This window comes from Streptomyces sp. AHA2 (assembly GCF_036857595.1).
Taxonomy (GTDB): Bacteria; Actinomycetota; Actinomycetes; order Streptomycetales; family Streptomycetaceae; genus Streptomyces.
This window is the reverse complement of the sequence record NZ_JAUQWJ010000003.1, coordinates 655,611-681,766: the sequence shown is the minus strand read 5'-3', so window position 1 is coordinate 681,766 and position 26,156 is coordinate 655,611. Positions and strand designations below refer to the sequence as shown.

Annotated in this window: 24 protein-coding genes; 12 read left to right on the top strand and 12 right to left on the bottom strand. The window is 73.1% G+C overall.

The genetic code is table 11. The features are described from left to right. Positions 1-257: 257 nt before the first annotated feature. Positions 258-470 carry a hypothetical protein gene (locus Q5694_RS10480; RefSeq protein ID WP_333932293.1) on the bottom strand — a complete coding sequence of 71 codons (213 nt, stop codon included), beginning with the start codon at positions 468-470 and terminating at the stop codon, positions 258-260. 159 nt (positions 471-629) lie between these two features. Here Q5694_RS10480 and Q5694_RS10475 point away from each other — a divergent pair, with 159 nt between their 5' ends. Further along, positions 630-1,739 (top strand): DUF5937 family protein, encoded by a 1,110-nt coding sequence (locus Q5694_RS10475; RefSeq protein ID WP_333932292.1) that lies wholly within the window; start codon positions 630-632, stop codon positions 1,737-1,739. Positions 1,740-1,759: 20 nt separating this feature from the next. On the opposite strand, the gene Q5694_RS10470 is transcribed toward Q5694_RS10475, so the two are convergent. Both Q5694_RS10470 and Q5694_RS10465 read right to left on the bottom strand, forming a co-directional pair. Further along, on the bottom strand, positions 1,760-2,431 hold the full coding sequence (locus tag Q5694_RS10470) for a response regulator transcription factor (RefSeq protein WP_333932291.1): 672 nt from the start codon (positions 2,429-2,431) through the stop codon (positions 1,760-1,762). A gap of 107 nt (positions 2,432-2,538) precedes the next feature. After that, positions 2,539-3,729, bottom strand: coding sequence for a sensor histidine kinase (locus Q5694_RS10465; protein WP_333932290.1), 1,191 nt, complete (start codon positions 3,727-3,729; stop codon positions 2,539-2,541). 118 nt (positions 3,730-3,847) lie between these two features. On the opposite strand from Q5694_RS10465, the gene Q5694_RS10460 reads away from it, so the two are divergent. Then, positions 3,848-4,843: an SAM-dependent methyltransferase gene (locus Q5694_RS10460; protein ID WP_333932288.1), complete on the top strand. Its 996-nt coding sequence runs from the start codon at positions 3,848-3,850 to the stop codon at positions 4,841-4,843. A gap of 24 nt (positions 4,844-4,867) precedes the next feature. Here Q5694_RS10460 and Q5694_RS10455 read toward each other — a convergent pair whose 3' ends face one another. After that, on the bottom strand, positions 4,868-6,019 hold the full coding sequence (locus Q5694_RS10455; RefSeq protein WP_333932287.1) for an NADH-quinone oxidoreductase subunit D: 1,152 nt from the start codon (positions 6,017-6,019) through the stop codon (positions 4,868-4,870). 31 nt (positions 6,020-6,050) lie between these two features. Here Q5694_RS10455 and Q5694_RS10450 point away from each other — a divergent pair, with 31 nt between their 5' ends. Together Q5694_RS10450 and Q5694_RS10445 are read left to right on the top strand one after the other, a co-directional pair. After that, complete coding sequence (locus Q5694_RS10450; RefSeq protein ID WP_333932286.1) at positions 6,051-6,623, top strand: PH domain-containing protein; 573 nt, start codon at positions 6,051-6,053, stop codon at positions 6,621-6,623. A gap of 191 nt (positions 6,624-6,814) precedes the next feature. Then, positions 6,815-8,137 carry a PH domain-containing protein gene (locus Q5694_RS10445; RefSeq protein WP_333932285.1) on the top strand — a complete coding sequence of 441 codons (1,323 nt, stop codon included), beginning with the start codon at positions 6,815-6,817 and terminating at the stop codon, positions 8,135-8,137. A 163-nt stretch (positions 8,138-8,300) separates the two neighbouring features. Here Q5694_RS10445 and Q5694_RS10440 read toward each other — a convergent pair whose 3' ends face one another. Continuing rightward, a complete protein-coding gene (locus Q5694_RS10440) occupies positions 8,301-9,482 on the bottom strand; it encodes a hypothetical protein (protein WP_333932284.1) in 1,182 nt (393 codons plus the stop codon). A gap of 161 nt (positions 9,483-9,643) precedes the next feature. Further along, complete coding sequence (locus Q5694_RS10435; protein WP_333932283.1) at positions 9,644-10,765, bottom strand: alpha/beta hydrolase; 1,122 nt, start codon at positions 10,763-10,765, stop codon at positions 9,644-9,646. Positions 10,766-10,998: 233 nt separating this feature from the next. Here Q5694_RS10435 and Q5694_RS10430 point away from each other — a divergent pair, with 233 nt between their 5' ends. From Q5694_RS10430 to Q5694_RS10405, 6 genes are all read left to right on the top strand, one after another. Further along, positions 10,999-12,831: a phosphatidylglycerol lysyltransferase domain-containing protein gene (locus Q5694_RS10430; RefSeq protein ID WP_333932281.1), complete on the top strand. Its 1,833-nt coding sequence runs from the start codon at positions 10,999-11,001 to the stop codon at positions 12,829-12,831. A 97-nt stretch (positions 12,832-12,928) separates the two neighbouring features. Beyond that, positions 12,929-13,810, top strand: a complete 882-nt coding sequence (gene folP / locus Q5694_RS10425) for a dihydropteroate synthase (protein ID WP_333932280.1) — start codon at positions 12,929-12,931, stop codon at positions 13,808-13,810. Continuing rightward, positions 13,807-14,313 carry a nuclear transport factor 2 family protein gene (locus Q5694_RS10420; protein ID WP_333932279.1) on the top strand — a complete coding sequence of 169 codons (507 nt, stop codon included), beginning with the start codon at positions 13,807-13,809 and terminating at the stop codon, positions 14,311-14,313. The genes folP and Q5694_RS10420 overlap by 4 nt, the downstream gene beginning before the upstream one ends. A 238-nt stretch (positions 14,314-14,551) precedes the next feature. Further along, positions 14,552-14,911: a dihydroneopterin aldolase gene (folB, locus tag Q5694_RS10415; protein ID WP_333932278.1), complete on the top strand. Its 360-nt coding sequence runs from the start codon at positions 14,552-14,554 to the stop codon at positions 14,909-14,911. Beyond that, the gene (gene folK, locus Q5694_RS10410) at positions 14,908-15,519 is read left to right on the top strand and encodes a 2-amino-4-hydroxy-6-hydroxymethyldihydropteridine diphosphokinase (protein WP_333932277.1); all 612 of its coding nucleotides are present in this window, start codon (positions 14,908-14,910) and stop codon (positions 15,517-15,519) included. The genes folB and folK overlap by 4 nt, the downstream gene beginning before the upstream one ends. 58 nt (positions 15,520-15,577) lie before the next feature. Next, positions 15,578-16,066: a DUF3180 domain-containing protein gene (locus tag Q5694_RS10405; RefSeq protein WP_333932276.1), complete on the top strand. Its 489-nt coding sequence runs from the start codon at positions 15,578-15,580 to the stop codon at positions 16,064-16,066. 9 nt (positions 16,067-16,075) lie between these two features. On the opposite strand, the gene folE is transcribed toward Q5694_RS10405, so the two are convergent. From folE to dacB, 6 genes are all read right to left on the bottom strand, one after another. Further along, complete coding sequence (gene folE / locus Q5694_RS10400) at positions 16,076-16,681, bottom strand: GTP cyclohydrolase I FolE (protein WP_333932275.1); 606 nt, start codon at positions 16,679-16,681, stop codon at positions 16,076-16,078. A 107-nt stretch (positions 16,682-16,788) separates the two neighbouring features. Further along, positions 16,789-18,828, bottom strand: coding sequence for an ATP-dependent zinc metalloprotease FtsH (gene ftsH, locus Q5694_RS10395; protein WP_333932332.1), 2,040 nt, complete (start codon positions 18,826-18,828; stop codon positions 16,789-16,791). 187 nt (positions 18,829-19,015) lie between these two features. Then, positions 19,016-19,576, bottom strand: coding sequence for a hypoxanthine phosphoribosyltransferase (hpt, locus tag Q5694_RS10390; RefSeq protein ID WP_333932331.1), 561 nt, complete (start codon positions 19,574-19,576; stop codon positions 19,016-19,018). A 62-nt stretch (positions 19,577-19,638) separates the two neighbouring features. Next, complete coding sequence (gene tilS, locus Q5694_RS10385) at positions 19,639-20,676, bottom strand: tRNA lysidine(34) synthetase TilS (RefSeq protein ID WP_333932274.1); 1,038 nt, start codon at positions 20,674-20,676, stop codon at positions 19,639-19,641. Positions 20,677-20,872: 196 nt separating this feature from the next. After that, complete coding sequence (locus Q5694_RS10380) at positions 20,873-21,997, bottom strand: zinc-dependent metalloprotease (RefSeq protein WP_333932273.1); 1,125 nt, start codon at positions 21,995-21,997, stop codon at positions 20,873-20,875. Between the two features lie 121 nt (positions 21,998-22,118). After that, entirely contained in the window at positions 22,119-23,696 is a 1,578-nt protein-coding gene (dacB, locus tag Q5694_RS10375; RefSeq protein ID WP_333932272.1) for a D-alanyl-D-alanine carboxypeptidase/D-alanyl-D-alanine endopeptidase, read from the bottom strand. Between the two features lie 79 nt (positions 23,697-23,775). Here dacB and Q5694_RS10370 point away from each other — a divergent pair, with 79 nt between their 5' ends. Then, on the top strand, positions 23,776-24,267 hold the full coding sequence (locus Q5694_RS10370; RefSeq protein WP_079311408.1) for an inorganic diphosphatase: 492 nt from the start codon (positions 23,776-23,778) through the stop codon (positions 24,265-24,267). Between the two features lie 116 nt (positions 24,268-24,383). Then, positions 24,384-26,081 (top strand): threonine/serine ThrE exporter family protein, encoded by a 1,698-nt coding sequence (locus tag Q5694_RS10365; RefSeq protein ID WP_333932271.1) that lies wholly within the window; start codon positions 24,384-24,386, stop codon positions 26,079-26,081. The last annotated feature ends 75 nt before the right edge of the window (positions 26,082-26,156 follow it).

Genomic DNA, 26,156 nt, shown 5'->3' with positions numbered 1-26,156 from the left:
CAGGCGGCCCCGGCGGGGCGCCGGCGCCACCGGGCCAGAACGTCCCGAAGACGGCGGCGGGCCGGGCGACCGGCCAGGACCGCGCGGAACTGCCGTTCATCGCGCCATTCCCGCACGACCTGCCAGTCGTGCCTGCCGGGAGCGGGGAGGTCAGCCGGGCGGGGTGCTGGCGTCGCCGCCGGCGCGTGGGCGCAGGCGGCTCCGTGACGGGCCGGCCTCCGCCGAAACCGCGCGGAAGCCGCCCGGGCACGGGCGGCTCAGGCGGCCCCGGCGGGGCGCCGGCGCCACCGGGCCAGAACGTCCCGAAGACGGCGGCGGGCCGGGCGACCGGCCAGAACCGCGCGGAACTGCCGTTCATCGCGCCATTCCCGCACGACCTGCCAGTCGTGCGTGCCGGGAGCGGGCGGGGCGGCGTCGCCCAGCGAGCGGGCGCGGTGGGTGTCGAGGAGGTACTGCTGCGTGATGCTCATGGTGGATCGCCTCTGCGGGACGGGGTGATGGAGGTCCGAAGGCTCCGCGGCTGCCCCGGTGCCTCCACCGTGCGCCCGCGCCCGGGGCGCCGTCGCGTCGATTGACGGGGGCCGTCAATCGTCGGGGGCGTTGTCGGTGGCGGGGTGCACCATGAGGTCATGAGCGTGCACATCGACATCGCCGGGCTGCGGCCGGAGAGGGTCGCCGTCGTTCCCTCGCCCCTGGCCGAGCTGGGCATGGCCCTGCACGCGCTGTCGGAGCCCGCGCACCACCCGGGCCTGCAGGGCTGGGTGACGGGCGTGAGCGCGCGGCTCGACCCGCATCTGGCCGACCGGATGTGCGAGGCCGACTTCCTGTGGCGGTCCACGTTCTCCGACCTGTTCATGCCGTGGGCCGGTCTGCCGGAGGGCGGGGCGCTGCCGGGCGGCACCCTCGCCGAGGAGCTGGACCAGCTCGACAAGCTGTCCGACGAGCAGTTCGTCGACGCGGCGCTGGAGTTCACCTGCGCCGTCGGCTACGGCACGTGCGGGCCGACCCCGCTGTCCGACCCCGGGGTGCGCCGCCGGGCGCTGGAGCTGGCCGCCGCGCGCGGGCCGCAGCAACTGCGCTTCACCGAGCGGCTGCTGGCCGACCCGCCCGCGATCCGGGCCTGGCTGCGGCAGTTCCTGCGGGACTGCGACGAGGCGTTCTTCGCGGAGGCCTGGGGCCGGTTGCGCCACCAGCTCGCCGCCGACGCACGGCACAAGACGGACCTGCTGCGGCACAAGGGCCTGCCCGGGATGCTGGCCGCGGTGTCCCGCGCGATCACGCTCGACGCGACGGGCACCCGGCTCACCGTCGACAAACTGGGCGGCGACGACGTCACGACCACGGGCGACGGCGGGCTGCTGCTCGTGCCGACGAGCCTGGGCTGGCCGCACCTGATGGTCCTGCACCGCCACGGCTGGCAGCCGGTGCTGCACTACCCGGTGGGCTCCCCCGAGCTCGCCGCCCCGCCGAGCCTCGACCAGCTGGCGCTGCGCATGACGGCCCTGTCCCACCCCGTGCGCATGCGGATCTGCCGTTTCCTGGCCCGCAGCGCCTACACCACGGGCGAGCTGGCGCAGGTGCTCGGCATGACGGCCCCGGAGATATCGCGGCACCTGGCCCTGCTGAAGAAGGCGGGCCTGCTCACCACGCGCCGCCGCGGGCGCTACGTGCTGCACCAGCTGGACGTGACGGTGGTGGCCCGGCTCGGCAGCGAGTTCCTGGAGGGGATCCTCAGGTAGCGGCCCGCCCGCGGGGGCGCTCAGCCGTGTCCGCCCGCCCGGACCAGTCCCGTCTCGTAGGCCAGTACCACCACCTGCACGCGGTCCCTGAGGCCCAGCTTGGTCAGGATGCGGCCCACGTGCGTCTTCACGGTCGCCTCGGACAGGACGAGGCGGGCCGCGATCTCGCCGTTGGACAGGCCCTGCGCGACCAGCACCATGACCTCGCGCTCGCGGTCGGTGAGCCGCTCCAGCTCCTTGTGCTGGGGCTGCTGCGCGGTGCTCGGCAGCATCGGCGCGAAGCGGTCCAGCAGCCGCCGGGTGGTGGAGGGGGCGACGACCGCGTCACCGCTGTGCACCGACCGGATCGCGGCGAGCAGTTCGCCCGGGGGCACGTCCTTGAGCATGAAGCCGGAGGCGCCGGCCTTCAGCCCGGAGAAGGCGTACTCGTCGAGGTCGAAGGTGGTCAGGATGAGCACCTTCGGCGGGTCGGTGTCCGCGCAGATCCGGCGGGTGGTCTCCACACCGTCCAGCTTCGGCATGCGCACGTCCATCAGCACCACGTCGACCTGGGTCGCGCGCAGCGCCTGCAGGGCCTCGACGCCGTCGCCCGCCTCGGCGACGACCTCCATGTCCGGCTGGGCGGCGAGCACCATCCGGAACCCGGTGCGCAGCAGCACCTGGTCGTCGACGAGCATCACGCGGATCGTCATCGGGGGCCTCTTCCGTGTCGTCATGACGGTTCTCGGGGGTGACAGGGCGGTACATCTCGGGTGATTCCCACGGCGTGACAGGTGTCAGCGAGGGGCGTGCGGCGACGTCAGTGCGCCGGTTTGAGCGGGAGCAGGGCACTGATGCGGAATCCTCCGCCGGGGCGCGGCCCCGCGTCCAGGGTGCCGCCGACCATGCCGACCCGCTCGCGCATGCCGATCAGGCCGTGGCCCTGGCCGTCGAAGCCGCCCTCCTCGTACAGCTCGTGCGGGGCGCCCTTGCCGTCGTCCTCGACGAGCAGGCCGAGGCCGTCGTCGAAGTACACCAGGCGCACGCTGGCGCCCGCGTTGGGCCCGCCGTGCTTGCGGGTGTTGGTGAGCGCCTCCTGCACGATGCGGTAGGCGGTCAGCTCGACGCCGCTGGGCAGCGGCCGGGGCGTGCCCTCGACCTTGAAGTCGACCGGCAGGCCCGACCCGCGGCACTGCTCGACGAGGTCCTCGATCTGCTGCACGTCCGGCTGCGGCACGTACTCGCCGGCCTCCTGGTGCTCCCCGGTGCGCAGCACCCCGAGCAGGCGGCGCATCTCGGCGAGGGCCTGGCGGCCGGTGGAGGAGATGGTCTCCAGGGCCTTCTTCGCCTGGTCGGGGGCGGCGTCGAGGACGTAGGCGGCGCCGTCGGCCTGGACCACCATCACCGAGACGTTGTGCGCGACGACGTCGTGCAACTCGCGTGCGATGCGGGCGCGTTCGGCGGCGACGGCCACCTTGGACTGCGCCTCGCGCTCCTTCTCCAGCCGGGCGGCCCGTTCTTCCAGCTGCGCGAAGTAGGCGCGGCGGGTGCGGATGGAGTCGCCGAGCACCCAGGCCAGCGCGAAGGGCACGGTCATGAAGACGGCCGCGGCGACGCCGGCCGCGACGCTGTCCTGTTCGTTCGGCCAGCGCAGATGGGCCACCGGGGCGGCGCACAGGCCGGCGCCCAGCGCGAAGCGCGAGGCCCACCGGGCGCCCTCCGCCGCCACCGTGTAGACGATCACCAGCATGGCGAAGTCGGCGGGGGTCATCTCCACGTCGGTGATCAGCTGCGCCAGCCCGACGGCGGCGGCGAGCAGCAGCATCTTCTCCGGCATGCGGCGGCGCAGCGCCACCACCAGGCAGAGCAGCACCGTGAGCGGGACGGCGGCGGCGGGGGGCCCGAAGACGCCCGTCGCCCCTCCGACCAAGGAGACCCCGAGGAGGACCACGGCCCAGGAGCCGTCGACCCACGTCGGGTGCCTGCGGAGGAAGTCATAGAGGCGCTGCACGTAACCCAGCGTAGGGAAGCGGAATAGGTGCAGGGGTCAACCGGAGGGCCGATCCGGACCGGGCGCGCGTACTCCGCAAGGTGGAGTTGCGTGCGTTGTGTGCGCATAGCCTGGCCCGGTGACGACGGGAACCGGCAACGAGTGGCGCGGGTGGCGTGCGGCGGCGCACGAGGCGCTGTACGCGCCGGGGGGCTTCTACCGGCGGGCCGGCGCGGGCCCGGCCGGGCACTTCCGTACGTCGGTGCACGCCTCGGCGCTGTTCGCCGGGGCCGTGGCGCGGTTGCTGTGCCGGGTCGACGAGGCGCTGGGCCGGCCCGGGACGCTGGACTTCGTCGACATGGCGGCCGGGCGGGGCGAACTGGCCGCCGGCGTCCTGGCCGCGCTGCCCGCCGAGGTGGCGGCCCGCACGCGCGTGTACGCCGTCGAGGTCGCCGGGCGGCCCCCGGGACTCGATCACCGGATCGAGTGGCTGGCCGAGCCTCCCGGGGAGGTGACCGGGCTGCTCTTCGCCAACGAATGGCTGGACAACGTGCCCGTCGAGGTCGCGGAGGTGGACGGCACGGGCACCGCCCGGCTGGTGCTGGTGCGGCGGGACGGCGCCGAGCGGCTCGGGGACCCGGTCGCCGGGGCAGAGGCCCGCTGGCTGGAGCGCTGGTGGCCGCTGCCCGGCGAGGCCGGGCAGCGCGCCGAGATCGGACTGCCCCGGGACGAGGCGTGGGCCTCGGCGGCCGGGACGCTCCGCCGGGGGCTCGCCGTCGCCGTGGACTACGCGCACACCGCGGACGCGCGGCCGCCCTACGGAACGCTCACCGGCTTCCGGGACGGCCGCGAGACCACGCCCGTGCCGGACGGCTCCTGCGACCTCACCGCCCACGTCGCCCTGGACGCCTGCGCACGGCCCGGCGGGCGGCTGCTCCCCCAGCGCGAGGCGCTGCACGCCCTGGGCGTGACCGGCGCCCGCCCTCCGCTCGCGCTGGCCTCGACCGACCCCGCCGGCTACGTGCGCGCCCTCGCGAGCGCCGGGGAGGCCGCCGAACTGACCGCGCCGGGCGGACTGGGCGACTTCGGCTGGCTGGTGCAGCCGGTGGGCATCGCGGACCCGCTCCCTCGGTGAGCCCTTGCCTGCCTCGGTGAGCCCTTACTTGTCGATGTCGCCGACGACGAAGAACAGCGACCCCAGGATGGCCACCATGTCCGCCACCAGCGTCCCCGGCAGCAGTTCCGTCAGCGCCTGGATGTTGTTGTACGACGCCGAGCGCAGCTTCAGCCGGTACGGGGTCTTCTCACCCTTGCTGACCAGGTAGTAGCCGTTGATCCCGAGGGGGTTCTCGGTCCAGGCGTAGGTGTGGCCCTCGGGTGCCTTGAGGACCTTCGGCAGCCGCTGGTTGACCGGCCCGGGCGGCAGCTCGGCGAGCCGGTCGAGGCAGGCGTCGGCCAGGTCGAGCGCGTTGTGCGTCTGCTCCAGCAGGCACTCGAAGCGGGCGAGGCAGTCGCCCTCCTGCCGGGTGACCACCTTCAGGGTGTCCTGCAGGTCGCCGTAGGCGAGGTACGGCTCGTCGCGGCGCAGGTCGAAGTCCACGCCCGAGGCGCGTCCGATCGGCCCGCTGACGCCGTAGGCGTGCACGGCCTGCGGGGACAGCACGCCGACGCCGCGGGTGCGGCCGCGGAAGATCTCGTTGCCCAGGACCAGGTCGTCGAAGCGGTCCATGCGGGAGCGGACGTCGGCGACGGCGGTGCGCGCGCGTCCCGTCCAGCCGGCCGGCAGGTCCTCCTTGAGGCCGCCGACGCGGTTGAACATGTAGTGGATCCGCCCGCCCGAGACCTCCTCCATCACGTGCTGGAGCTCCTCGCGCTCGCGGAAGGCGTAGAAGATCGGGGTGATCCCGCCCAGCTCCAGCGGGTACGAGCCGAGGAACATCAGGTGGTTGAGCACCCGGTTCAGCTCGGCGAGCAGGGTGCGCAGCCACACGGCCCGCTCCGGGACCTCCATGCCGAGCATCCGCTCCACGGCGAGCACCACGCCCAGCTCGTTGGAGAACGCCGACAGCCAGTCGTGGCGGTTGGCGAGCATGATGATCTGACGGTAGTCACGCGCCTCGAACAGCTTCTCCGCGCCCCGGTGCATGTAGCCGATGACCGGCTCCGCGTGCGTGATGCGCTCGCCGTCCAGGACGAGCTTGAGCCGCAGCACGCCGTGCGTGGACGGGTGCTGCGGCCCGATGTTGAGCACCATGTCGGTGCTCTCCGCGGCGCCGCCGATTCCGACCGTGGTCTCCGTCGTAGGAGTCATGGACACAGTCTCTCGTACGTACGCTGGCCTCATGGAGACGGGGAGCCCGCACGAGACGGGCACGAGGGGGGCGGACGGCTTCACCGGACCGGCGGCCCCGGGCGGGAGCGGCCCGGCGCGAAACGCTGCGGCGGATGCCGGGGAGCCCGAGTGGATCGCCCTGCCGCCCGGGCTGCTGAAGATGCGGCGGTTGCTGCTGGTCGTCTGGCTCGGGCTGATCACGCTGGCGGCGGGACTCGTGCCGGGGCTGCTGGCCGGGCCCGCCTGGGCCGCCTTCGCGCTGTTGCCCCTGGCCCTCGCCGTGTGGGGCTGGGTGATGATCGAGCGCAACTGGCGTTCCTGGCGCTACGCCGAGCGCGCCGACGACCTGCTGATCAGCCGGGGTGTGCTGTGGCGTGAGGAAACGGTCGTGCCGTACGGGCGCATGCAGCTGGTCGAGGTCACCTCCGGGCCCGTCGAGCGGCACTTCGGGCTGGCCAGCGTGCAGTTGCACACGGCCGCCGCGGCGACCGACGCGACCATCCCCGGCCTGGACCCGGCCGAGGCGGAACGCCTGCGCGACCGGCTCACCGAGCTGGGCGAGGCCCGATCGGCGGGGCTGTGACGCCGCCGGGAGCCGCCGGGACGGGCACCGACCCGCTCGGGAACGACCCGGCGGGAAACCGCCCGACGCGAAACGGCCCGGCCGGCGACGATCCGGCGGGGACGGACCGCTCGGGCGGCAGCACCCCGTCCGGGAGCGGCACGGCGCGGAACGAACCCGCCCCCGACGGCCCGGCCGGAAGCGGGGCCCCGGTGAGCCGCCGGGCCGGTGACGGTCCCGTCGAGCGGCGGTTGCACCCGGTCACGCCGCTGCGCCGAGCCTGGGCACCGATCGCCGTGCTCGTCGGCTGGGCCGTGCACGACCCCGACGGCGCCCAGCGCAACCTGTCCCGGCTGACGACCACCACCCTGCTCGTCGGCCTGGCCGTCCTCGTCCCGGCAGCCGCCCTGTACGGCTTCTGCTCCTGGTGGTTCACGCACTTCGCGGTGACCGAGACCGAACTGCGCGTCCGCACCGGGCTCGTCTTCCGCCGCACCGCGCACATCCGGCTGGAGCGGATCCAGGCCGTCGACGTCACCCGGCCGCTGCTGGCCCGGGTCGCGGGTGTCGCCAAGCTGAAACTCGACGTCATAGGCACCGACAAGAAGGACGAACTGGCCTTCCTCGGCGACGACGAGGCCCGCGCGCTGCGCGCCGAACTGCTCGCCCGGGCCGCCGGACTCGCCCCCGAGACGGCCCATGAGGTCGGTGAGGCGCCGTGCCGGCAACTGCTGCGGGTGCCGCCCGGCGTGCTGGCCGTGTCCCTGCTGCTGACCGGCGCGACCTGGGGGACGCTGGCCGCGGCGCTCGTGGTCCCGCCGGTGCTGTGGCTGGTCACCCACAGCCTGTGGACGGTCCTCGCGGTCGCCCTTCCGCTGCTGGGCGCGGCGGGCGCGAGCAGTGTGGGCCGGTTCGTCACCGAATACGACTGGACGGTCGGCGAGTCCCCGGACGGCCTGCGCATCGACCACGGCCTGCTCGACCGGGCCCACGAGACGGTGCCGCCCGGCCGGGTGCAGACCGTGCGGATCGTCGAACCGCTGCTGTGGCGGCGCCGCCGCTGGGTCCGCGTGGAACTGGACGTGGCCGGCTCCTCCAACTCCGTACTGATACCGGTCGCCCCGCGCGAGATCGCCGAGGACGTCGTCACGCGGGTGCTGCCCGGCGTGACCGTCCCGGAAGCGGCGGTCCTGTCGCCCGCCCCGCGCCGCGCCCGCTGGTGCGTGCCGGTGTGGTGGCGCGGCTACGGACTCGCCGTCACGGACGCGGTGTTCGCGGCCCGCTCCGGCCTGCTGCGGCGCACCCTCGCACTGGTCCCGCACGCCAAGGTGCAGAGCGTACGGCTGTCGCAGGGGCCGTGGGAGCGGGCCAGGGGCGTGGCGGACGTGCGGGTGGACACGGGCGCCGACAAGACGGTGACGGCACGGCTCCGCGACGCCGCCGAGGCCCGCGCGCTGCTGGCCGCGCAGGCCGAGCGCTCCCGCACGGGACGCCGTGACGCCCGCCCCGACCGCTGGATGACCGACCCGTCCTGAGCCGACCCGCCCTGGCCCACCGGACTCGTTTCGACCTGACCGCTGGATGACGGCCCGGCTCGCCCGCCCGGGCGACCGGCCCGCCCCACCGCCCCGTTCGGCTGGGCAACGCGAAGGCCCCCGGCCGCGGCCGGGGGCCTTCGCACGCTCCAGGACCCTCGGGTCAGGACACCGCGCTGCGCAGCCCCTGCAGGTCGATCTGCTCCGTCTCGTCGTGGGCCGTCAGGTCGATGACCTGGCCGACGCCGCGGGACTCCTCGTCGGCCGGCTTGAACCGGGCCTCGGTCTCCGCCTTGTGCAGGGCCAGCGCCTCCTGGCCGACGACGTCGGCGAGGTCCTCGTTCTGCACCGCCTCGAGGTCGGCCGGCGAGGTGCCCTTCTTCGTGCCGAAGAAGTCGAACCCGCCCTCGGTGGCCGGCCGGCGCACCGGCTGCTGCGGCGCGACGGCCACGGCGGCCGGCACGGTGTAGTGCCCGGAGGGCGTCTGCCCGGCCCGCTCGGGGAGCCGGTCGTCGCCGCTGCGCGGCCCGGCCTGCTCCGGGAGGTGCGTGCCCTCGCCCCGCGCGGCGCCGGCCGCGGTCGCCTGGCGGTGGCCGTCCGCCGCCTCGGGCTCGACCCGCGGCTCGTCCGGCGCGGCCGGCTGCTCCCGCTCCTGCGTCCCGTCCTGCTCGCCCTCCGGCGCGGCCTGCCCGTCACGGCCCTTCGGCCCGCCGTCGCCGCCCCCGCCGCCGTCCGGGTCGGGGACCTTCTCGCCGTCGAACCGGGCGAGCGCGGCCGCCGCCCGCAGGAACAGCCGGGATCCCTCGGGCGAGAACACCGCGGGGCGCGCGGTCTGCTCCTCGGCGGCGGTCGCGTCCGGCGCCGAGTCCGGTGCGGCGGAGGCGTCCGCCGCACCGGCGGGCAGCGCGGCCCGCACCGGCGCCGTCGCCTCGATCTCCAGCACCCGGCGGTCCTCCAGGACGCTCGCGCGCTCGCTCTCGGCGGTGGCGTACCGGCGCAGCAGCGCCGCGTGCTCGTTGCGCAGACCGGCCAGTTCGGAGCGCTTGGCGCGCAGCCGCTGCTCCAGCTTCCCGCGCAGCTCGCGCGACTCCTCGAGATCGGCCTCCAGTTCGGCGACCCGCTCCTCGAAGCGCCACTCGTCGCTCGCACGCGCGCGTACGAGGTCGGCGACGCGCTTGCCCGCCTGGGTGTCCCAGCGGCGCAGCACGACAGCGCCGACGACCGCCGTCGCCGCCGCGGCGGCGGCCAGAGCGCGGAGCACCACCGGCTCCGTGAACACCCAGGGCCCCAGGGCGCAGACGAGGGAGACGCCTGCGATCGCCGACGGGGGCAGCAGCCTGTGCAAGGGCGGGGAATGGCGATGACGTCCACGTGGCATGGCCAGAAACTTACCGCGCGTAGGCGAATCGTGGTGAGTCACCCCGCAAAAACAAAGCTATACCGCAAGACTCACGCGACGTCAGAACTCGGAAGGCAGCGGAATCGGCCGCCCGCCCTTTACGAAGATCATTTCCGGGTCGCGTTCAGGCGCTCGTCCAGCCACTCCAGCGTCGCGGGAATCTCGCGCCGCCAGGTGTTGAAGTTGTGCCCGCCGCTTTCGAGGACGATCGAGGAGATCCGGGTCCGCCCGGTGCCCTTCACGCGGTCGATGAACCGCATGGTGTCCCGGTAGTTGGATTCGCCCTTCTTGCTGGTGGTGACCAGCAAAGAGGTGTCGGGAACGGGCATGTGGGCGAGGTACCACCACAGATCGGCGCGATTGCGCAGCGCCTTGTCGCCCCGGAAGAGATCCCCCGTCGTGGCGTCGATCGGCGCGTTGTAGTACGCCGACAGACCCGCCCCCGCGCCGTACACGTCGGGGTGGTGCAGCGCGATCTTCAACGCGCAGTAGCCGCCCGTGGAGTTGCCGACGATGCCGAGTGCGCCCGGCTTTCCGGCGACCCGGTAGTGACCGCGCAGCGCGTCGGGCAGGTCCTTCGCGAAGAACGACTCGGTCCGCGGCCCGCCCGGGACGTCCACGCACTCGGTGTCCCGGGGCGGTGCCACCGTCGGCCGCAGCATCACCAGGATCATCGGCCGCGTCCGGCCCGCCCGGGCCGACTCCAGTGCCGTGCGCGGATAGTGGAGCTTGTCCACCAGGGCCGACGCCGTGCCCGGATAGCCGGTGAGCACCACGGCGGCGGGGAACGTACGGGTGCGGTACCGCGGCTGGAAGTACTCCGGCGGCAGATAGACGTACGCGGGCGAGGCGATGCGGCTCGTGGCGCCCACGACGTCCACCCGCTGGATCCGGCCCGCGACGGCCGGACCCCCCGCCGTGCCCGGGACGCGCTGCGAGCCGACCACCCGCAACGGCCCCCGCCCCGGCGTGTGGTCGACGACCACACCCTGCTCCTTCTCCTGCCCGAAGAGGTCCGCCCAGCTCGCGTAGAAGCCGAACGCCCGGTTGGCGGTCAGCCCCACCGCAGCGAACAGCACCAGCTGCGTGGCCAGCAGCAGGCCGACCCGCCCGGTCACCGCCCCCCAGGAACGCCGGGCCAGCCGCGGCCACAGCCCGACCGTCCCGGCGAACAGCAGCACGGCCGCCAGCACCGCCGCCGCCAGCACCTCGTCACTCGTCAGACCCATGGGTCGGTCACCTGCTCGCGCTCTCCGCCCGGCAACCGCCCGCGAACAGACCTTCGCTGGAGGTTGTCCCGGGCTTTCCTCGGCCTTGGGAACGGCTTTGACGTGGGGAGTGAACCTCTCCCCCCGAGACACCGTCCTAGAGGGCGCAATGTCGCCGGATGCCCGAATCGGGCCCGGATCCAAGGTCTCTCGCGGAACTACGGGATGCGATGTCTGTCAGGACAGATGAGGAAATGTCGGGCCGGGTTCCGGGCCGCCGGGGCAGTACGGTGCGCACGGGCCGGATCGGCCGGGCACTGCGCGGCCCACGCCCCGAGACCGTGCCCGTCCTGGTCGGCAGAGCCTGCTCCCTCGTGGGCCTGCTGGACATCGCCGCGGGCGTCTTCCCCCGCTTCCGGCACAGCCGGATGCACGCCCTCGCCGAGGTCCTGCCCGGCGCCCTCGGCCCGTTCGCGGCCGCGCTGTCCCTGAGCACCGGCGTCCTGCTGCTCCTGCTCGCCCACGGGCTGAAACGCGGCAAGCGCCGGGCCTGGCGGGCCGCCGTGATCCTCCTCCCCGCCGGTGCCGTCGCCCAGTTCACCTACCGGCACTCGCTCGTCGGCGTCCTCCTCTCCCTCGCCCTGCTGGCCCCCCTGCTGCGCCACCGCGACCAGTTCGACGCCCTGCCCGACCCGCGCAGCCGCTGGCGGGCCCTGGCCAACTTCGTGCTGATGAGCGCCGGTTCGCTGCTGCTGGGCCTGCTCGTCGTCAGCGTCCACCCCGGGCGCATGCTCGGCGACCCGAGCCTGGCCGACCGCATCACCCACGTCATCTACGGCCTCTTCGGCTTCGAGGGGCCCGTCGACTACCGGGGCGACACCTCCTGGACCGTCGCCTTCTCCCTCGGCGCCCTCGGCCTGCTCACCGCGGTCACCACCATCTACCTGGCCTTCCGCCCCGAGCACCCGGCCGCACAGCTCACCGAGCAGGACGAGGCCCGCCTGCGCGCCCTGCTGGAACGCCACGGGCGCCGCGACTCCCTCGGCCACTTCGCGCTCCGCCGCGACAAGGCCGTCGTGTTCTCCCCCAGCGGCAAGGCGGCCGTCACCTACCGGGTGGTCTCCGGCGTGATGCTCGCCAGCGGCGACCCCATCGGCGACGTCGAGGCCTGGCCCGGCGCCATCGAACGGTTCATGGACGAGGCCAGGGCCCACTCCTGGACCCCCGCCGTCATGGGCTGCTCCGAGACCGGCGGCGAGGTGTGGACCCGCGAGACCGGGCTCGACGCCCTCGAACTCGGCGACGAGGCGGTGGTGGACGTCCGGGATTTCTCCCTGGCCGGCCGCGCGATGCGCAACGTGCGGCAGATGGTCAAGCGCATCGAGCGCGCCGGTTACGAAACCCGGGTACGACGTGTCCGTGACCTCGGGGCGGCCGAGCTGGAGCGCATCCGCCGCGCCGCCGACGACTGGCGCGGCACCGACACCGAGCGCGGCTTCTCCATGGCCCTGGGCCGCATCGGCGACCACGCCGACGGCGACTGCCTCATCGCCACCGCCCACAAGACCGACGACCCGCCGGGCCCCCACGGCGACCTGAAGGCGATCCTGCACTTCGTGCCCTGGGGCACCGACGGCGCCTCCCTGGACCTCATGCGCCGCGACCGCTCGGCCGACCCCGGCATGAACGAACTGCTCATCGTGGCCGCCCTGCAGGCCGCGCCCCGCTTCGGCGTCGAGCGGGTCTCCCTCAACTTCGCCATGTTCCGCTCCGCCCTCGCCCGCGGCGAGAAGATCGGTGCCGGGCCGGTCCTGCGCGCCTGGCGCGGACTGCTGGTCTTCCTCTCCCGCTGGTTCCAGATCGAGTCCCTGTACAAGTTCAACGCCAAGTTCCAGCCGCGCTGGGAACCCCGCTTCGTCGTCTACCGGGCCTCCGCCGACCTGCCCCGCATCGGCCTGGCCGCGCTGCAGGCCGAGGGCTTCGTCAGCCTCGCCCTGCCGCTGCCGCGCTTCCTGCGCCGCCGCCCGGCGGCCCCACGACCCTGCGCCCACGGCACCAGGACGGAACACCACGTCCGGGCAGCCTGAGACCGCTTCCCGGCCCGGACACCAGGAAGGCCGCCCGGCCGCTGCCGCACCCGGGCCGCGGCGCCGGCCCGCACCCGCCTGGGCCTACGCTGAACATATGAGCAACCAGAGCGGACGCGGGCGCGTGGCGGGCCTACCGGATCGGGACCGTTGCGCGGTCATGGGAGTCGTGAACGTCACCCCCGACTCCTTCTCCGACGGCGGCCGCTTCTTCGACACCACGGCCGCCGTCAAACACGGCCTCGAGCTGGTCACCGAGGGCGCGGACCTGGTCGACGTCGGCGGCGAGTCCACCCGCCCCGGCGCCACCCGCGTGGACGAGGACGAGGAGCTGCGCCGCGTCATCCCCGTGGTCCGCGGACTGGCCTCCGAGGGCGTCACCGTCTCCGTCGACACGATGCGCGCCTCCGTCGCCGCCCGTGCCCTCGCCGCCGGCGCCGCCCTCGTCAACGACGTCAGCGGCGGCCTGGCGGACCCCCGCATGATCCCGGCCGTGGCCGACGCCGGGGCCCCCTTCGTCGTCATGCACTGGCGCGGCTTCCTGGAGGGCGGCAACGTCCGCGGCACCTACACCGACGTCGTCACCGAGGTCGTCGACGAACTGCACGCGCGCGTGGAGGCCGTCCTGGCCGGTGGCATCGGTGCCGACCGCGTCATCGTCGACCCGGGTCTGGGCTTCTCCAAGGACGCCGAGCACGACCTCGCCCTCCTCGCCCGCCTCGACCGGATCCTCGGCCTCGGCCACCCGGTGCTCGTCGCCGCCAGCCGCAAACGCTTCCTCGGCCGTGTCCTGGCCGGCCCCGGCGCGGCGCCCCCGCCCGCCCGCGAGCGCGACGCCGCCACCGCCGCCGTCTCCGCCCTCGCCGCGCACGCCGGCGCCTGGGCCGTGCGCGTGCACGAGGTGCGCGCCACCGCGGACGCCGTACGGGTCGCCCGCGCCATCGAGGCAGCCCGCACCGGCGCGGAAGGCGACCGGTGAGCGCCCCGCACACCGACGTCGAGCAGGTCGAGGCCGCCAACACGGCCTTCTACGAGGCACTGGAACGCGGCGACTTCGAGGAGCTCGCCTCGCTCTGGCTGACCCCTTCCGACCTGGGCGTGGACGAGACCTACCACGACCCCGCCGACACCGGCGTGGTCTCCTGCGTGCACCCCGGCTGGCCCGTGCTCACCGGCCGCGGCGAGGTCCTGCGCTCCTACGCCCTGATCATGGCCAACACCGACTACATCCAGTTCTTCCTCACCGACGTGCACGTCTCGGTCACCGGCGACACCGCCCTGGTGACCTGCACCGAGAACATCCTCAGCGGCGGTCCCGCCCCCGAGGGCGACGACGAGGAGCTGGGCCCGCTCGTCGGGCAGCTCGTGGTCGCCACCAACGTGTACCGGCGCACGCCCCAGGGGTGGAAGCTGTGGGCGCACCACGCTTCCCCCGTCCTCGCCGAGAACGACGACGACGAAGAGGACGACACCCCCGCCTGAGCGGGTACGTGCGAGGACGTGGTGGGAATCACCGCCCGGCGGACCCGGGCGGCCACCGGCCCGTGAACCACCGGGCTGCCCAGGCGGAACGCCCGGTGAATCCCGCGGGCACCGGCCCGGATCCGCACCCCCTGCGGCCCGGGTCCGCCCGGACACGCAGGTAGATTCGACCGAGGCCGGTGTGCCGCCCGCACACGGCACCGACCGGCCGGCACCGACGACTGCAGGAGTGATTCGCGTGGATCGTGTCGCGCTGCGCGGCCTGAGGGCCCGCGGGCACCACGGTGTGTTCCCCGAGGAGCGCAAGGAGGGCCAGACCTTCGTCGTGGACCTCGTCCTCGGCCTGGACACCCGGCCGGCCGCGGCCGACGACGACCTGACCAGGACCGTGCACTACGGCATCGTGGCGGAGGAGGTCGTGGCCGTCGTCCAGGGCGAGCCCGTCGACCTCATCGAGACCCTCGCCGAGCGCATCGCCCAGGTCTGCCTGCGGCACGAGGCGGTCCAGCAGGTCGAGGTCTGCGTCCACAAGCCGGGCGCCCCGATCACGGTCCCCTTCGACGACGTGACCGTCACCATCACCCGGAGCCGAGCATGACCGCGCCCTTCATCAAGGGTCCCAGCGACCCGACCGTCCAGCCGGTACCCACCTCCGTCGTCGACCGGGTCGACGCCGCCGACACGACCCTGTCCAACCCCAAACGGGCCGTGGTCGCCCTCGGCTCCAACCTCGGCAACCGCCTGGAGACCCTCCAGGGGGCCGTCGACGCCCTGGAGGACACGCCCGGCGTCCGCGTCAAGGCCGTCTCCCCCGTCTACGAGACCGAGCCCTGGGGCGTGGAGCCGGGCAGCCAGCCCGCGTACTTCAACGCCGTCGTCGTCCTCAAGACCACCCTGCCGCCCTCCTCGCTGCTGGAGCGCGCACAGGCCGTCGAGGAGGCCTTCCACCGGGTCCGCGACGAGCGCTGGGGCCCGCGCACCCTCGACGTCGACATCGTCTCCTACGCCGATGTCGTCTCCGACGACCCGCGGCTCACCCTCCCGCACCCCCGGGCCCACGAACGCGCCTTCGTCCTGGCCCCCTGGCACGACCTCGACCCCGAGGCGCAGTTGCCCGGCCACGGGCCGGTCGCCGGACTGCTGGACGCCGTCACCCGGGAGGGCGTGACGCCGCGCGAGGACCTGGAACTCCGGCTGCCCGAGTAGCCGTTAAGGTCGAGACGGCCGGGAACCGGGCCGAACCGGGGGAATGCGAAGGGACACCGTGAAAGAGCTGCGCATCAGGTTGCTGGCCGGCGTGTTCGTCGTGGCCGGAGTCCTGTCCTGGGCGGGCGCCCGCCTGTGGAACTCGATCGGCACGCTCCCCAGCGTCCCCCTGGCCGCACCCATCGTCCTGGCGCTGATCGCCGTGGTCCTGCTGGCCACGGCGCTCTCGCTGCGCGCCCGGCTGAAGGCCCAGCGCGAGCGGCGGCCCGACGCCAAGGGCGTCGACCCGATGATGGCCGCCCGCGCGGTCGTCTTCGGCCACGCCAGCGCCCTGGTCGCCGCCCTGGTCGCCGGCATGTACGGCGGCACGGGCGTCTTCCTCCTGGAGTCCCTCGACATCCCGGCCCGCCGGGACCAGGCCGTCTACGCCGGCCTCTCGGTCCTCGCGGGCATCGGCGTCATAGCGGCCGCGATCTTCCTGGAGCGCGTCTGCAAACTCCCGGACGACGAGGAACACGACGGCACGGGCCCGGCCCCGACGGTGTGACGCGGGGCGTCAGCGGGCCATGATGAGGCTCATCGCCTCGTTCCGCGTCGCCATGTCGCGCAACTGTCCCCGCACGGCCGACGTGAGCGTCTTGGCGCCCGGCTTGCGGATCCCGCGCATGGACATGCACATGTGCTCGCACTCGACGACCACGATCACTCCGCGCGGCTCCAGGATCTCCATCAGCGAGTCCGCGATCTGCGTGGTGAGCCGCTCCTGCACCTGCGGGCGGCGGGCGTAGACGTCCACGAGCCGGGCCAGCTTGGACAGCCCGGTGATCTTGCCGTTGGTGGACGGGATGTAGCCGACGTGGGCGACACCCCTGAACGGCACCAGATGATGCTCACACGTTGAGTACACCTCGATGTCCTTGACCAGCACCATCTCGTCGTGACCGAGGTCGAACGTGGTGGTCAGGACATCCTCGGGCTGCTGCCACAGCCCGGCGAATATCTCCTTGTACGCCCGCGCCACCCGCGCCGGCGTTTCCCGCAGGCCCTCGCGGTCCGGGTCCTCGCCGACCGCGATCAGCAGTTCACGTACGGCGTTCTCGGCGCGCTTCTCGTCGAACTCGCCGATCCGGCCGTCGCCGTCCAGCGTCACGGGGTCGGTCATCTGGTGCCTCGTTCCTGTGTCCCAATGGCGGAAAGCCGCGCCCCCAGGCTAAAACCTGGGAGACGCGGCTTTCATTCCGGGGCCGGTGGGCGCCGGGAGGGCTCCGGTCAGCTCTCCGGGCGGTCCTCCGGGGTGCGCTCGGGCGCCGGGGCGGGCTCCGCCGTGGTGCTCTTGGCGGTGCTGATCGCCGGCGTCGCGCCGTTCGCGCCGTTCGTCAGGGCCAGCTCCTTGGGGGAGAGGACCGGCGGACGGGTCGACGGCGTGCGGCGGGAGGAGCCGGTCCAGGCGGGCCGGGGCGGGCGCTTGACGATCGGGGCGAAGATCTCGGCGATCTCCTCCTTGCCCAGCGTCTCCTTCTCCAGCAGCTGCAGGACGAGGTTGTCGAGCACGTCGCGGTTCTCGACCAGGATCTCCCAGGCCTCGTTGTGCGCGGTCTCGATGAGCTTCTTGACCTCTTCGTCCACGAGCGCGGCGACCTCTTCCGAGTAGTCGCGCTGGTGGGACATCTCACGGCCGAGGAACGGCTCGGTGTTGTCCCCGCCGAACTTGATCGCACCCAGGCGCTCGGTCATGCCGTACTGCGTGACCATCGCACGGGCCAGGCCGGTGGCCTTCTCGATGTCGTTGGCGGCACCCGTGGTCGGGTCGTGGAAGACGAGCTCCTCGGCCGCGCGGCCGCCCAGCATGTAGGCGAGCTGGTCGAGCATCTCGTTGCGCGTGGTCGAGTACTTGTCCTCGTCCGGCAGGACCATCGTGTAACCGAGGGCACGGCCACGCGACAGGATGGTGATCTTGTGGACCGGGTCGGAGTTCGGCGAGGCCGCCGCGACCAGGGCGTGTCCGCCCTCGTGGTACGCGGTGATCTTCTTCTCCTTGTCCGACATGATCCGGGTCCGCTTCTGCGGGCCCGCGACCACCCGGTCGATCGCCTCGTCGAGCATGTGGTTGTCGATCAGCTTCTGGTCGCTGCGGGCCGTCAGCAGGGCGGCCTCGTTCAGCACGTTGGCGAGATCGGCACCCGTCATGCCGGGCGTGCGGCGGGCGACGGCCGACAGGTCGACGTCCGGCGCGACCGGCTTGCCCTTCTGGTGGACCTTGAGGATCTCCAGACGGCCCTGCATGTCCGGACGGTCGACGGCGATCTGCCGGTCGAAGCGGCCGGGACGCAGCAGCGCCGGGTCGAGGATGTCGGGCCGGTTAGTCGCGGCGATGAGGATCACGCCGCCCTTGACGTCGAAGCCGTCCATCTCGACGAGGAGCTGGTTCAGGGTCTGCTCGCGCTCGTCGTGACCACCGCCGAGGCCGGCGCCGCGGTGGCGGCCGACCGCGTCGATCTCGTCGACGAAGACGATCGCCGGGGCGTTCGCCTTGGCCTGCTCGAACAGGTCACGCACGCGGGAGGCACCGACACCGACGAACATCTCGACGAAGTCGGAACCGGAGATCGAGTAGAAGGGGACGCCCGCCTCGCCCGCGACGGCACGCGCGAGCAGGGTCTTGCCGGTGCCGGGAGGCCCGTAGAGCAGGACGCCCTTGGGGATCTTGGCGCCGACGGCCTGGAACTTGGCCGGCTCCTGGAGGAACTCCTTGATCTCGTGGAGCTCCTCGACGGCCTCGTCGGATCCGGCGACGTCGGCGAAGGTCGTCTTGGGGGTGTCCTTGGTGATGAGCTTCGCCTTGGACTTCCCGAAGTTCATGACGCGGGAGCCGCCGCCCTGCATCTGGTTCATCAGGAACAGGAAGACGACCACGATGAGGACGAAGGGCAGGAGCGAGAGCAGGATCCCGACGATCGGGTTCTGCTTGGACGGCGAGACCGTGTAGCCGTCCGGGATCTGCTTGTCCTGGTACTTGTTCTGCAGCGTGTTGGCGATGGCCACGCCCTGGTCGCCGATGTAGCTCGCCTGGATCTTCGAGCTGCCGTCGACCTTCACGCCGTCCTTGAGCGAGACCTTGATGATCTGCTCGTCACCGGTGGTCAGCTTGGCCGACTCCACCTTGTTCTGGTTGATCGCCTGGACGACCTCGCCGGTGTCCACCGTCTTGTAGCCGCCGGACGAGCCGACGACCTGCATCAACACGACCACGGCGAGGACGGCCAGCACGATCCACATGACCGGCCCACGGAAGTATCGCTTCACGTCCATCCATACGGAGCGGTGCCGCCCCGTCCCTCCTGCCATAGTGAGTTTGATAAAGACTGTTCTTCGGACGGTACCCCAGCATTGTCACCTGAAGCTGCGCGGTGCGGCTGGCGATCCGTCCACGCCTGCTCCAACGGCGGGAAGCCCGCCGGGGTTCCCGATCACCGTCACGGCACCCCGGCCGGGTGTCTCAGCCGCCGTACACGTGGGGCGCGAGCGTACCGACGAACGGGAGGTTGCGGTACTTCTCGGCGTAGTCGAGGCCGTAGCCCACGACGAACTCGTTGGGGATGTCGAATCCGACCCATTCCACGTCGATGGCCACCTTCGCGGCCTCGGGCTTGCGCAGCAGCGTGCACACCTTGAGGGAGGCGGGCTCGCGCGAGCCGAGGTTGGAGAGCAGCCACGACAGGGTCAGGCCGGAGTCGATGATGTCCTCGACGATGAGGACGTGCTTGCCCTTGATGTCGGTGTCGAGGTCCTTGAGGATCCGCACCACACCGGAGGACTGGGTGCCCGCCCCGTACGAGGATACGGCCATCCAGTCCATGGTGACGGGGGTGGACAGCGCCCGCGCGAGGTCGGCCATGACCATCACCGCGCCCTTGAGGACGCCGACGATCAGCAGGTCCTTGCCCGCGTACTCCGCGTCGATCTTCTCGGCCAGCTCGGCCAGCTTGGCGTCGATCTGTTCCTTGGTGATGAGCACCTTCTCGAGGTCGGCACCCATGTCTTTCGCGTCCACCCGCATCACTTTCGGTCGTCCCACCGGCTGAGCGGCCCTCGCCTCCGCGGCTGCGGAGGGGTGGTGCTTCAGCCTTGCCGAATCACCAGTCTGCCACCCTGCCGCCGGGCCACGACCTTGCCGGGGAGGTTGATGGCTCCCTGACCGCGCCAGCCGGTGATCAGCCGGTCGACTTCCTCGATGTGGCGGGCGAACAGCGACCCCGCCGGTGCCCCGGCCGCGACGGCGGCCCGGCGCAGGACACGGCGGCGCACGGCGGGCGGCAAGGCGTAGAGCTTGGCGCACTCCAGCTGTCCGGTGGCGTCGCGGACGGTGGCCTCGGCCTGGGAGGCCCAGGTGTCGAGGGCGTCGGCGTCGTCGCGGGAGAGCTGGGCCGTACGGGCGAGGGCTTCGACCACCCCCTTGCCGAGGGCCTTCTCCAGGGCGGGCAGTCCTTCGTGGCGCAGCCGGGAGCGGGTGTAGGCCGGGTCGGCGTTGTGGGGGTCGTCCCACACGGGCAGGGACTGGACCATGCAGGCCTTGCGGGCGGTCTGCCGGTCGAGCTCCAGGAAGGGGCGCCGGTAACGGCCGCCGGCCCCCGAGACCGCGGCCATTCCGGACAGGGAGCGCGTGCCGGAGCCCCGGGCGAGGCCGAGCAGGACGGTTTCGGCCTGGTCGTCGCGGGTGTGCCCGAGCAGGACGGCGGCGGCGCCGTGGCGTTCGGCCGCGGTGTCCAGGGCGGCGTAGCGGGCGTCACGGGCGGCGGCTTCGGGCCCGCCGGCGCGGCCGACGCTCACGGCGACGGAGTCGACGGGGTCGAGGCCGAGTTCGCGCATGCGCTGGACGACTTCCGCGGCGCGCACGTCGGAGCCGGTCTGCAGGCCGTGGTCGACGGTGATGCCGCCTGCCCTGATGCCGAGCTTGGGGGACTCGAAGGCGAGGGCGGAGGCGAGGGCCATGGAGTCGGCGCCGCCGGAGCACGCCACGAGCACGAGCGGCCGGGGCGGCCGGTCGTGCGGGAGGGCGTGCGGGACCGCGGCGGGGGCGCGGTGGAGTTCGGTGAGGAGGTCGTGGAGGACGCGGCGGACCGCCAGGCGTATCGCCGCGACCGCAGGATGGGGACCCATGTCCGGTTCCCTTCATGAAGTTTTCGGGGGGTGAGCCCGCGTGCCGGTCACGCAGAGTGTGTAGATGGTGACAGAAGCGGGCCGTTCCCCGAGCATTGCACGCCTACCCCTGGCTCACGGTCCCTCGGACGGGTGATTGGTGGGGCGTTCGCCTGCCGTGGGCGCGTTCTCCTTCACGACCTGGGCATCCCGTTCACTACTCGGCCTTGCGGTGCACCCGCGTGACCCAGTCCGCCGGTTTGGCGATCTCCGCCTTGGTGGGGAGCGTGTTGGGCGAGGTCCACACGCGGTTGAAGCCGTCCATGCCGACCTCGTCGACGACGGCCCGCACGAACCGTTCGCCGTCGCGGTACTGGCGCAGCTTGGCGTCCAGGCCGAGCAGCTTGCGCAGGGCGAGGTCGAGGCGGGAGGCGCCCTTGGCGCGGCGCTGCTGGAACTTCTCCCGGATCTCGCCGACGGAGGGGACGACGGACGGGCCGACGCCGTCCATCACGAAGTCGGCGTGCCCCTCCAGCAGGGACATCACGGCCGTGAGGCGGCCGAGGATCTCGCGCTGGGCGGGGGTCTGCACGATCTCGACGAGGGAGCGGCCGCCGTCGTCCTCCTCGGCCTCGGGGCGTCCCCCGGCGAGGCTCTGCGCGGCCTCGCGGACGCGCTCCAGCACCGTCATGGGGTCGACGTCGGTCTCCGCGAGGAACGCCTGGACCTCGCCCTCGAGGTGGTCGCGCAGCCACGGCACGGCGGTGAACTGCGTGCGGTGCGTCTCCTCGTGCAGGCACACCCAGAGCCGGAAGTCGTGCGGGTCGACGTCGAGTTCGCGCTCGACGTGGACGATGTTGGGGGCGACGAGCAGGAGCCGGCCGCCGCCGCTGCCGCCGGGGAGTTCGCGGGTCGCCGGGGCGAAGGTCTCGTACTGGCCGAGGACGCGCGAGGCCAGGAAGGACAGCAGCATGCCGAGTTCGACGCCGGTGACCTTGCCGCCGACGGCGCCCATGACCGCGCTGCCGGGGCTGCTGCCGCGCCGCTCCTGCATCTTGTCCAGCAGGGGCCTGAGGATCTCGCGGAACCCGGCGACGTTCGCGCGCACCCAGCCCGGCCGGTCGACGACGAGGACGGGGGTGTCGTGCCCCTCCTCGGTGCCGAGCCGGGTGAAGCCGCGGACGTGTGCCTCCGAGGCCTTGGCGTGCCGGCGCAGTTCCGCGACGACGGCCCTCGCCTCGTCGCGGCTCACCTCGGGGCCCGGCCGTACGAGCCGGGTCGCGGTCGCCACCGCGAGATTCCAGTCGACCATGCCGGTTGAAGCACCACCGATGCTCGTCATGCGTCAACCGTACGTGAGCGCCGCCCGGTGGGGCAGGGCGGCGAGGACCGGCGGCCCCGGGGCACGTCCCCGGACGCCCGGGCCCTGGATGGCGGGTCCGGGTCCCGCGCAGCGGGGTCGGTCAGCCGCAGCCGCAGGCCGCCAGGGCGCCGGCCACCCGGTCCAGGGCCTTCTGGGTCACCGCCGGGTCGATGGTCTCCGTACCGGTGGTCATGACGGCGAAGGCCAGCAGGCGGCCCTGCTCGTCGACCAGCGTGCCCGCGAGGGCGTTGACGCCGTGCAGGGTGCCCGTCTTGGCGCGGACCACGCCGGCCGCCCCGTCCGCGTAACGGCTGGTCAGGGTGCCGGTGAAGCCGGCGACGGGCAGGCCGGTGAGGGCCGGGCGCAGCTCGGGGTGGGACGGGTCGGCCGCCTTGGCGAGCAGGGCCGTGAGGAGGCCGGGCGTCAGGCGGTCGGCCCGGTCCAGCCCGCTGCCGTCCTTGAAGGCGGCGCCCTTCACCGGCAGGCCGAGTGCGCGCAGCCGGGCGCTGACGGCCTTGTCGGCGCCCGCGAAGTCGGCCGGGTGGCCCGTGGCGATCGCGGTCTGGCGGGCCAGGGCCTCGGCGAGGTCGTTGTCGCTGTGGGTGAGCATGCGCTCGACGAGGGCCGACAGCGGCGGGGAGGAGACCTTCGCGAGGGTCTTGGCCCGGGTCGTGGCCTTGGACGGGCCGGGGGCGGTGGCCTTGATGCCGTGGGACTCCAGGAAGCCGCCGAACCGCCGGGCCGCGTCCGCGGCCGGGTCCGGCACGCGCTCGACGGGCCCGCTGGTGGAGTCGTCGGGACGGCCCTCGTCGGCCATCAGGGGGGTGACCCGGGCGAGGTTGTCGTTCTTGCCGATCGGGTGCAGGTCGGGGCCGGTGTAGAGGGTCGTGTCGTAGGACAGGGTGACCTCGCGGATGCCGCGGTCGGCGAGGGCGGCGGCCGTGCCGGCGGCCAGGTCGCGCAGGCTCGCCTGGCCGTCGGCCTTCTCGCGGGCGGTGAGGGTGGGATCGCCGCCGCCGACGAGGACCACTTCTTTCGTGTCGGGTTCGAGTGCGGCCCGGGTGGTGAGCCGGTGGTCGGGGCCCATCGCGGACAGGGCGGCGACGGCCGTGGCGATCTTGGTCGTGGAGGCGGGGGTGGACGCGGCGTCCGGCCTCTTGCCGAACAGGCGCCTGCCGGTGGTGACGTCGACGACGGCCGCGGCGGGCCGGGGGCCGAGCGCGGGGTCCCGGAGCAGGGGCGTCAGGGCGTCCGCGAGCGCCTTGCCGTCCGGTCCGGACCGCACGGTGCTGACGCCGCCGAGACCGGTCAGCACGGGCCCGGCGCTGGGAGCGGGCCGTGGGCGGCCGGGAGCGCCGGCGGCGCTGCCGTGATCTGCGCCACCCGGGCGGGCCAGGGCCACGGCCCGGTCCCGCTCGGCCGTACGCTGACCCGAGGAGTCCCAGGGACCGGCCGCGGTCACCACTCCGGCCGCGAGGGCGAGCCCGGCGGTGGCGGCCCCCGCGGTGTAGCCCCAGGTCTTCGGCCGCGTGACCTGCGCTTTCCCGTCTCCCCCGGGCCGGGGAAGTCCTGGGCGCACGGTCGCCGCGGCCCGGGCCAGGCGTGGTCGTACGGCGTCCGCGATCCGCACCACGTGCGGTCTCGCGGCCCGCCAAGGCCTCAGCTCTGGCACGACCACCAGCCCCTTTCGCGATCACACACCTGCGTGAGGGACACTTAACCACCAGAACTATGTGTTGATCATGGAGGAGCCACCGGTGGAGTTCGACGTCACGATCGAGATTCCGAAGGGTTCGCGCAACAAGTACGAGGTGGACCACGAGACCGGTCGTATCCGCCTGGACCGGCGACTCTTCACCTCGACCGCCTACCCGACCGACTACGGCTTCGTCGAGAACACCCTCGGCGAGGACGGCGACCCGCTGGACGCGCTGGTCATCCTCGACGAGCCGACGTTCCCGGGCTGCCTGATCAAGTGCCGGGCGATCGGCATGTTCCGGATGACCGACGAGGCCGGCGGCGACGACAAGCTGCTGTGCGTGCCGGCGACGGACCCGCGCGTGGAGCACCTGCGGGACATCCACCACGTGTCGGAGTTCGACCGCCTGGAGATCCAGCACTTCTTCGAGGTCTACAAGGACCTGGAGCCGGGCAAGTCGGTCGAGGGCGCCAACTGGGTCGGCCGGGTGGACGCCGAGGCCGAGATCGAGCGTTCCTACAAGCGCTTCAAGGAGTCCGGCGGTCACTGACCCCCGGCTGATGCCCACGGGCCGTACGCCTGCGCGTGCGGCCCGTCGGCCTGCATGTGCGCATACTGAGGCCAGGGGGTACTGAGGCTGACGTGTCGTACAGGGAGCGCCAGGCAGTGACGGACGCGGAGGACCGCAAGCCGAAGTCGGACGAGGCGAGGAGTGCCTTCCAGCCTCCGGCCCAGACGGTCGTCGACGGGGACATGTCGACGACGTCGGAGTTCGCGATCCCCGACGGGCTGGCGGTTCCCAGAGCGACGGTCCCCGAGTCCGAGACCACGTCCGAGTTCGCCGTGCCGGACGGGCTGGACGTGCAGCCGGCGCACCCCGCCGAGCACGAGGGGTCGGCGTTCACCCCGCCGAGCACCTACAGCGCCAAGCACGCGCCCACGGCCTTCACACCGCCCAACGGCATTCCCCAGGTCAGTCTGACCAAGGACGTGCCGTGGCAGGACCGGATGCGCACGATGCTGCGCATGCCGGTGGCGGAGCGGCCCGCGCCGGAGACGGCGCACCGCGGCGGTGACGAGAGCGGGCCGGCGGTGCCGCGCGTGCTCGACCTGACGCTGCGTATCGGTGAGTTGCTGCTGGCGGGCGGTGAGGGCGCCGAGGACGTGGAGGCGGCGATGTTCGCCGTCTGCCGGTCCTACGGGCTGGACCGCTGCGAGCCCAACGTGACGTTCACGCTGCTGGCGATCTCCTACCAGCCGTCCCTGGTCGACGACCCGGTCACGGCGTCGCGGACCGTGCGCCGCCGGGGCACCGACTACACGCGGCTGGCGGCCGTGTACCAGCTGGTCGACGACCTCAGCGACGTCGAGACGGCGGTCTCCCTGGAGGAGGCCTACCGGCGGCTCGCGGAGATCCGCCGCAACCGGCACCCGTATCCCGGCTGGGCCCTGACCGGGGCCAGCGGTCTGCTGGCGGGCGCGGCCTCCGTCCTGGTGGGCGGTGACGTGGTCGTGTTCGTCGCGGCGGCACTGGGCGCGATGCTGGGCGACCGGCTGGCGTGGCTGTGCGCGGGGCGCGGACTGCCGGAGTTCTACCAGTTCACGGTGGCGGCGATGCCGCCGGCCGCGATCGGGGTCGCGCTGACGCTCGGTCACGTCGACGTGAAGGCCTCCGCGGTGATCACCGGTGGGCTGTTCGCGCTGCTGCCGGGGCGTGCCCTGGTCGCGGGCGTGCAGGACGGTCTGACCGGCTTCTACATCACGGCTTCCGCCCGGCTGCTGGAGGTCCTGTACTTCTTCGTGGGCATCGTCGCCGGGGTGCTGCTGGTGCTGTACTTCGGCGTGCAGCTGGGCGCGCGGCTCAACCCCGACCAGGCGCTCGGCGCCTCCGACGACCCGGTCATGATGATCGCCGCGTCGATGCTGCTGTCACTGGCGTTCGCGGTGCTGCTCCAGCAGGAACGCTCCACCGTGATCTGGGTGACGCTGAACGGGGGTGTCGCCTGGGTCGTGTACGGCGCGATGCACTACGTGGGGGACATCTCGCCGGTGGCGTCCACGGCGGCGGCCGCGGGGCTGGTGGGGCTGTTCGGGCAGTTGCTGTCCCGCTACCGGTTCGCCTCGGCCCTGCCGTACACGACCGCCGCGATCGGGCCGCTGCTGCCCGGTTCCGCCACGTACTTCGGCCTGCTGGCGATCGCGCAGAGCGAGGTCGACGCGGGGCTGGTGTCGCTGTCGAAGGCGGTGGCACTGGCCATGGCGATCGCCATCGGCGTGAATCTGGGCTCCGAGATCTCGCGGATGTTCCTGCGGATCGGGTCGGCGGAGAAGCGGCGCGCGGCCAAGCGCACGAGGGGCTTCTAGGACCCGCCGCCAGGTGGGGTCCGCCGCCGGGCGGGGCCCCTCGGGCGGGGACCGGTCCGGCGGCCGGCGGCATCC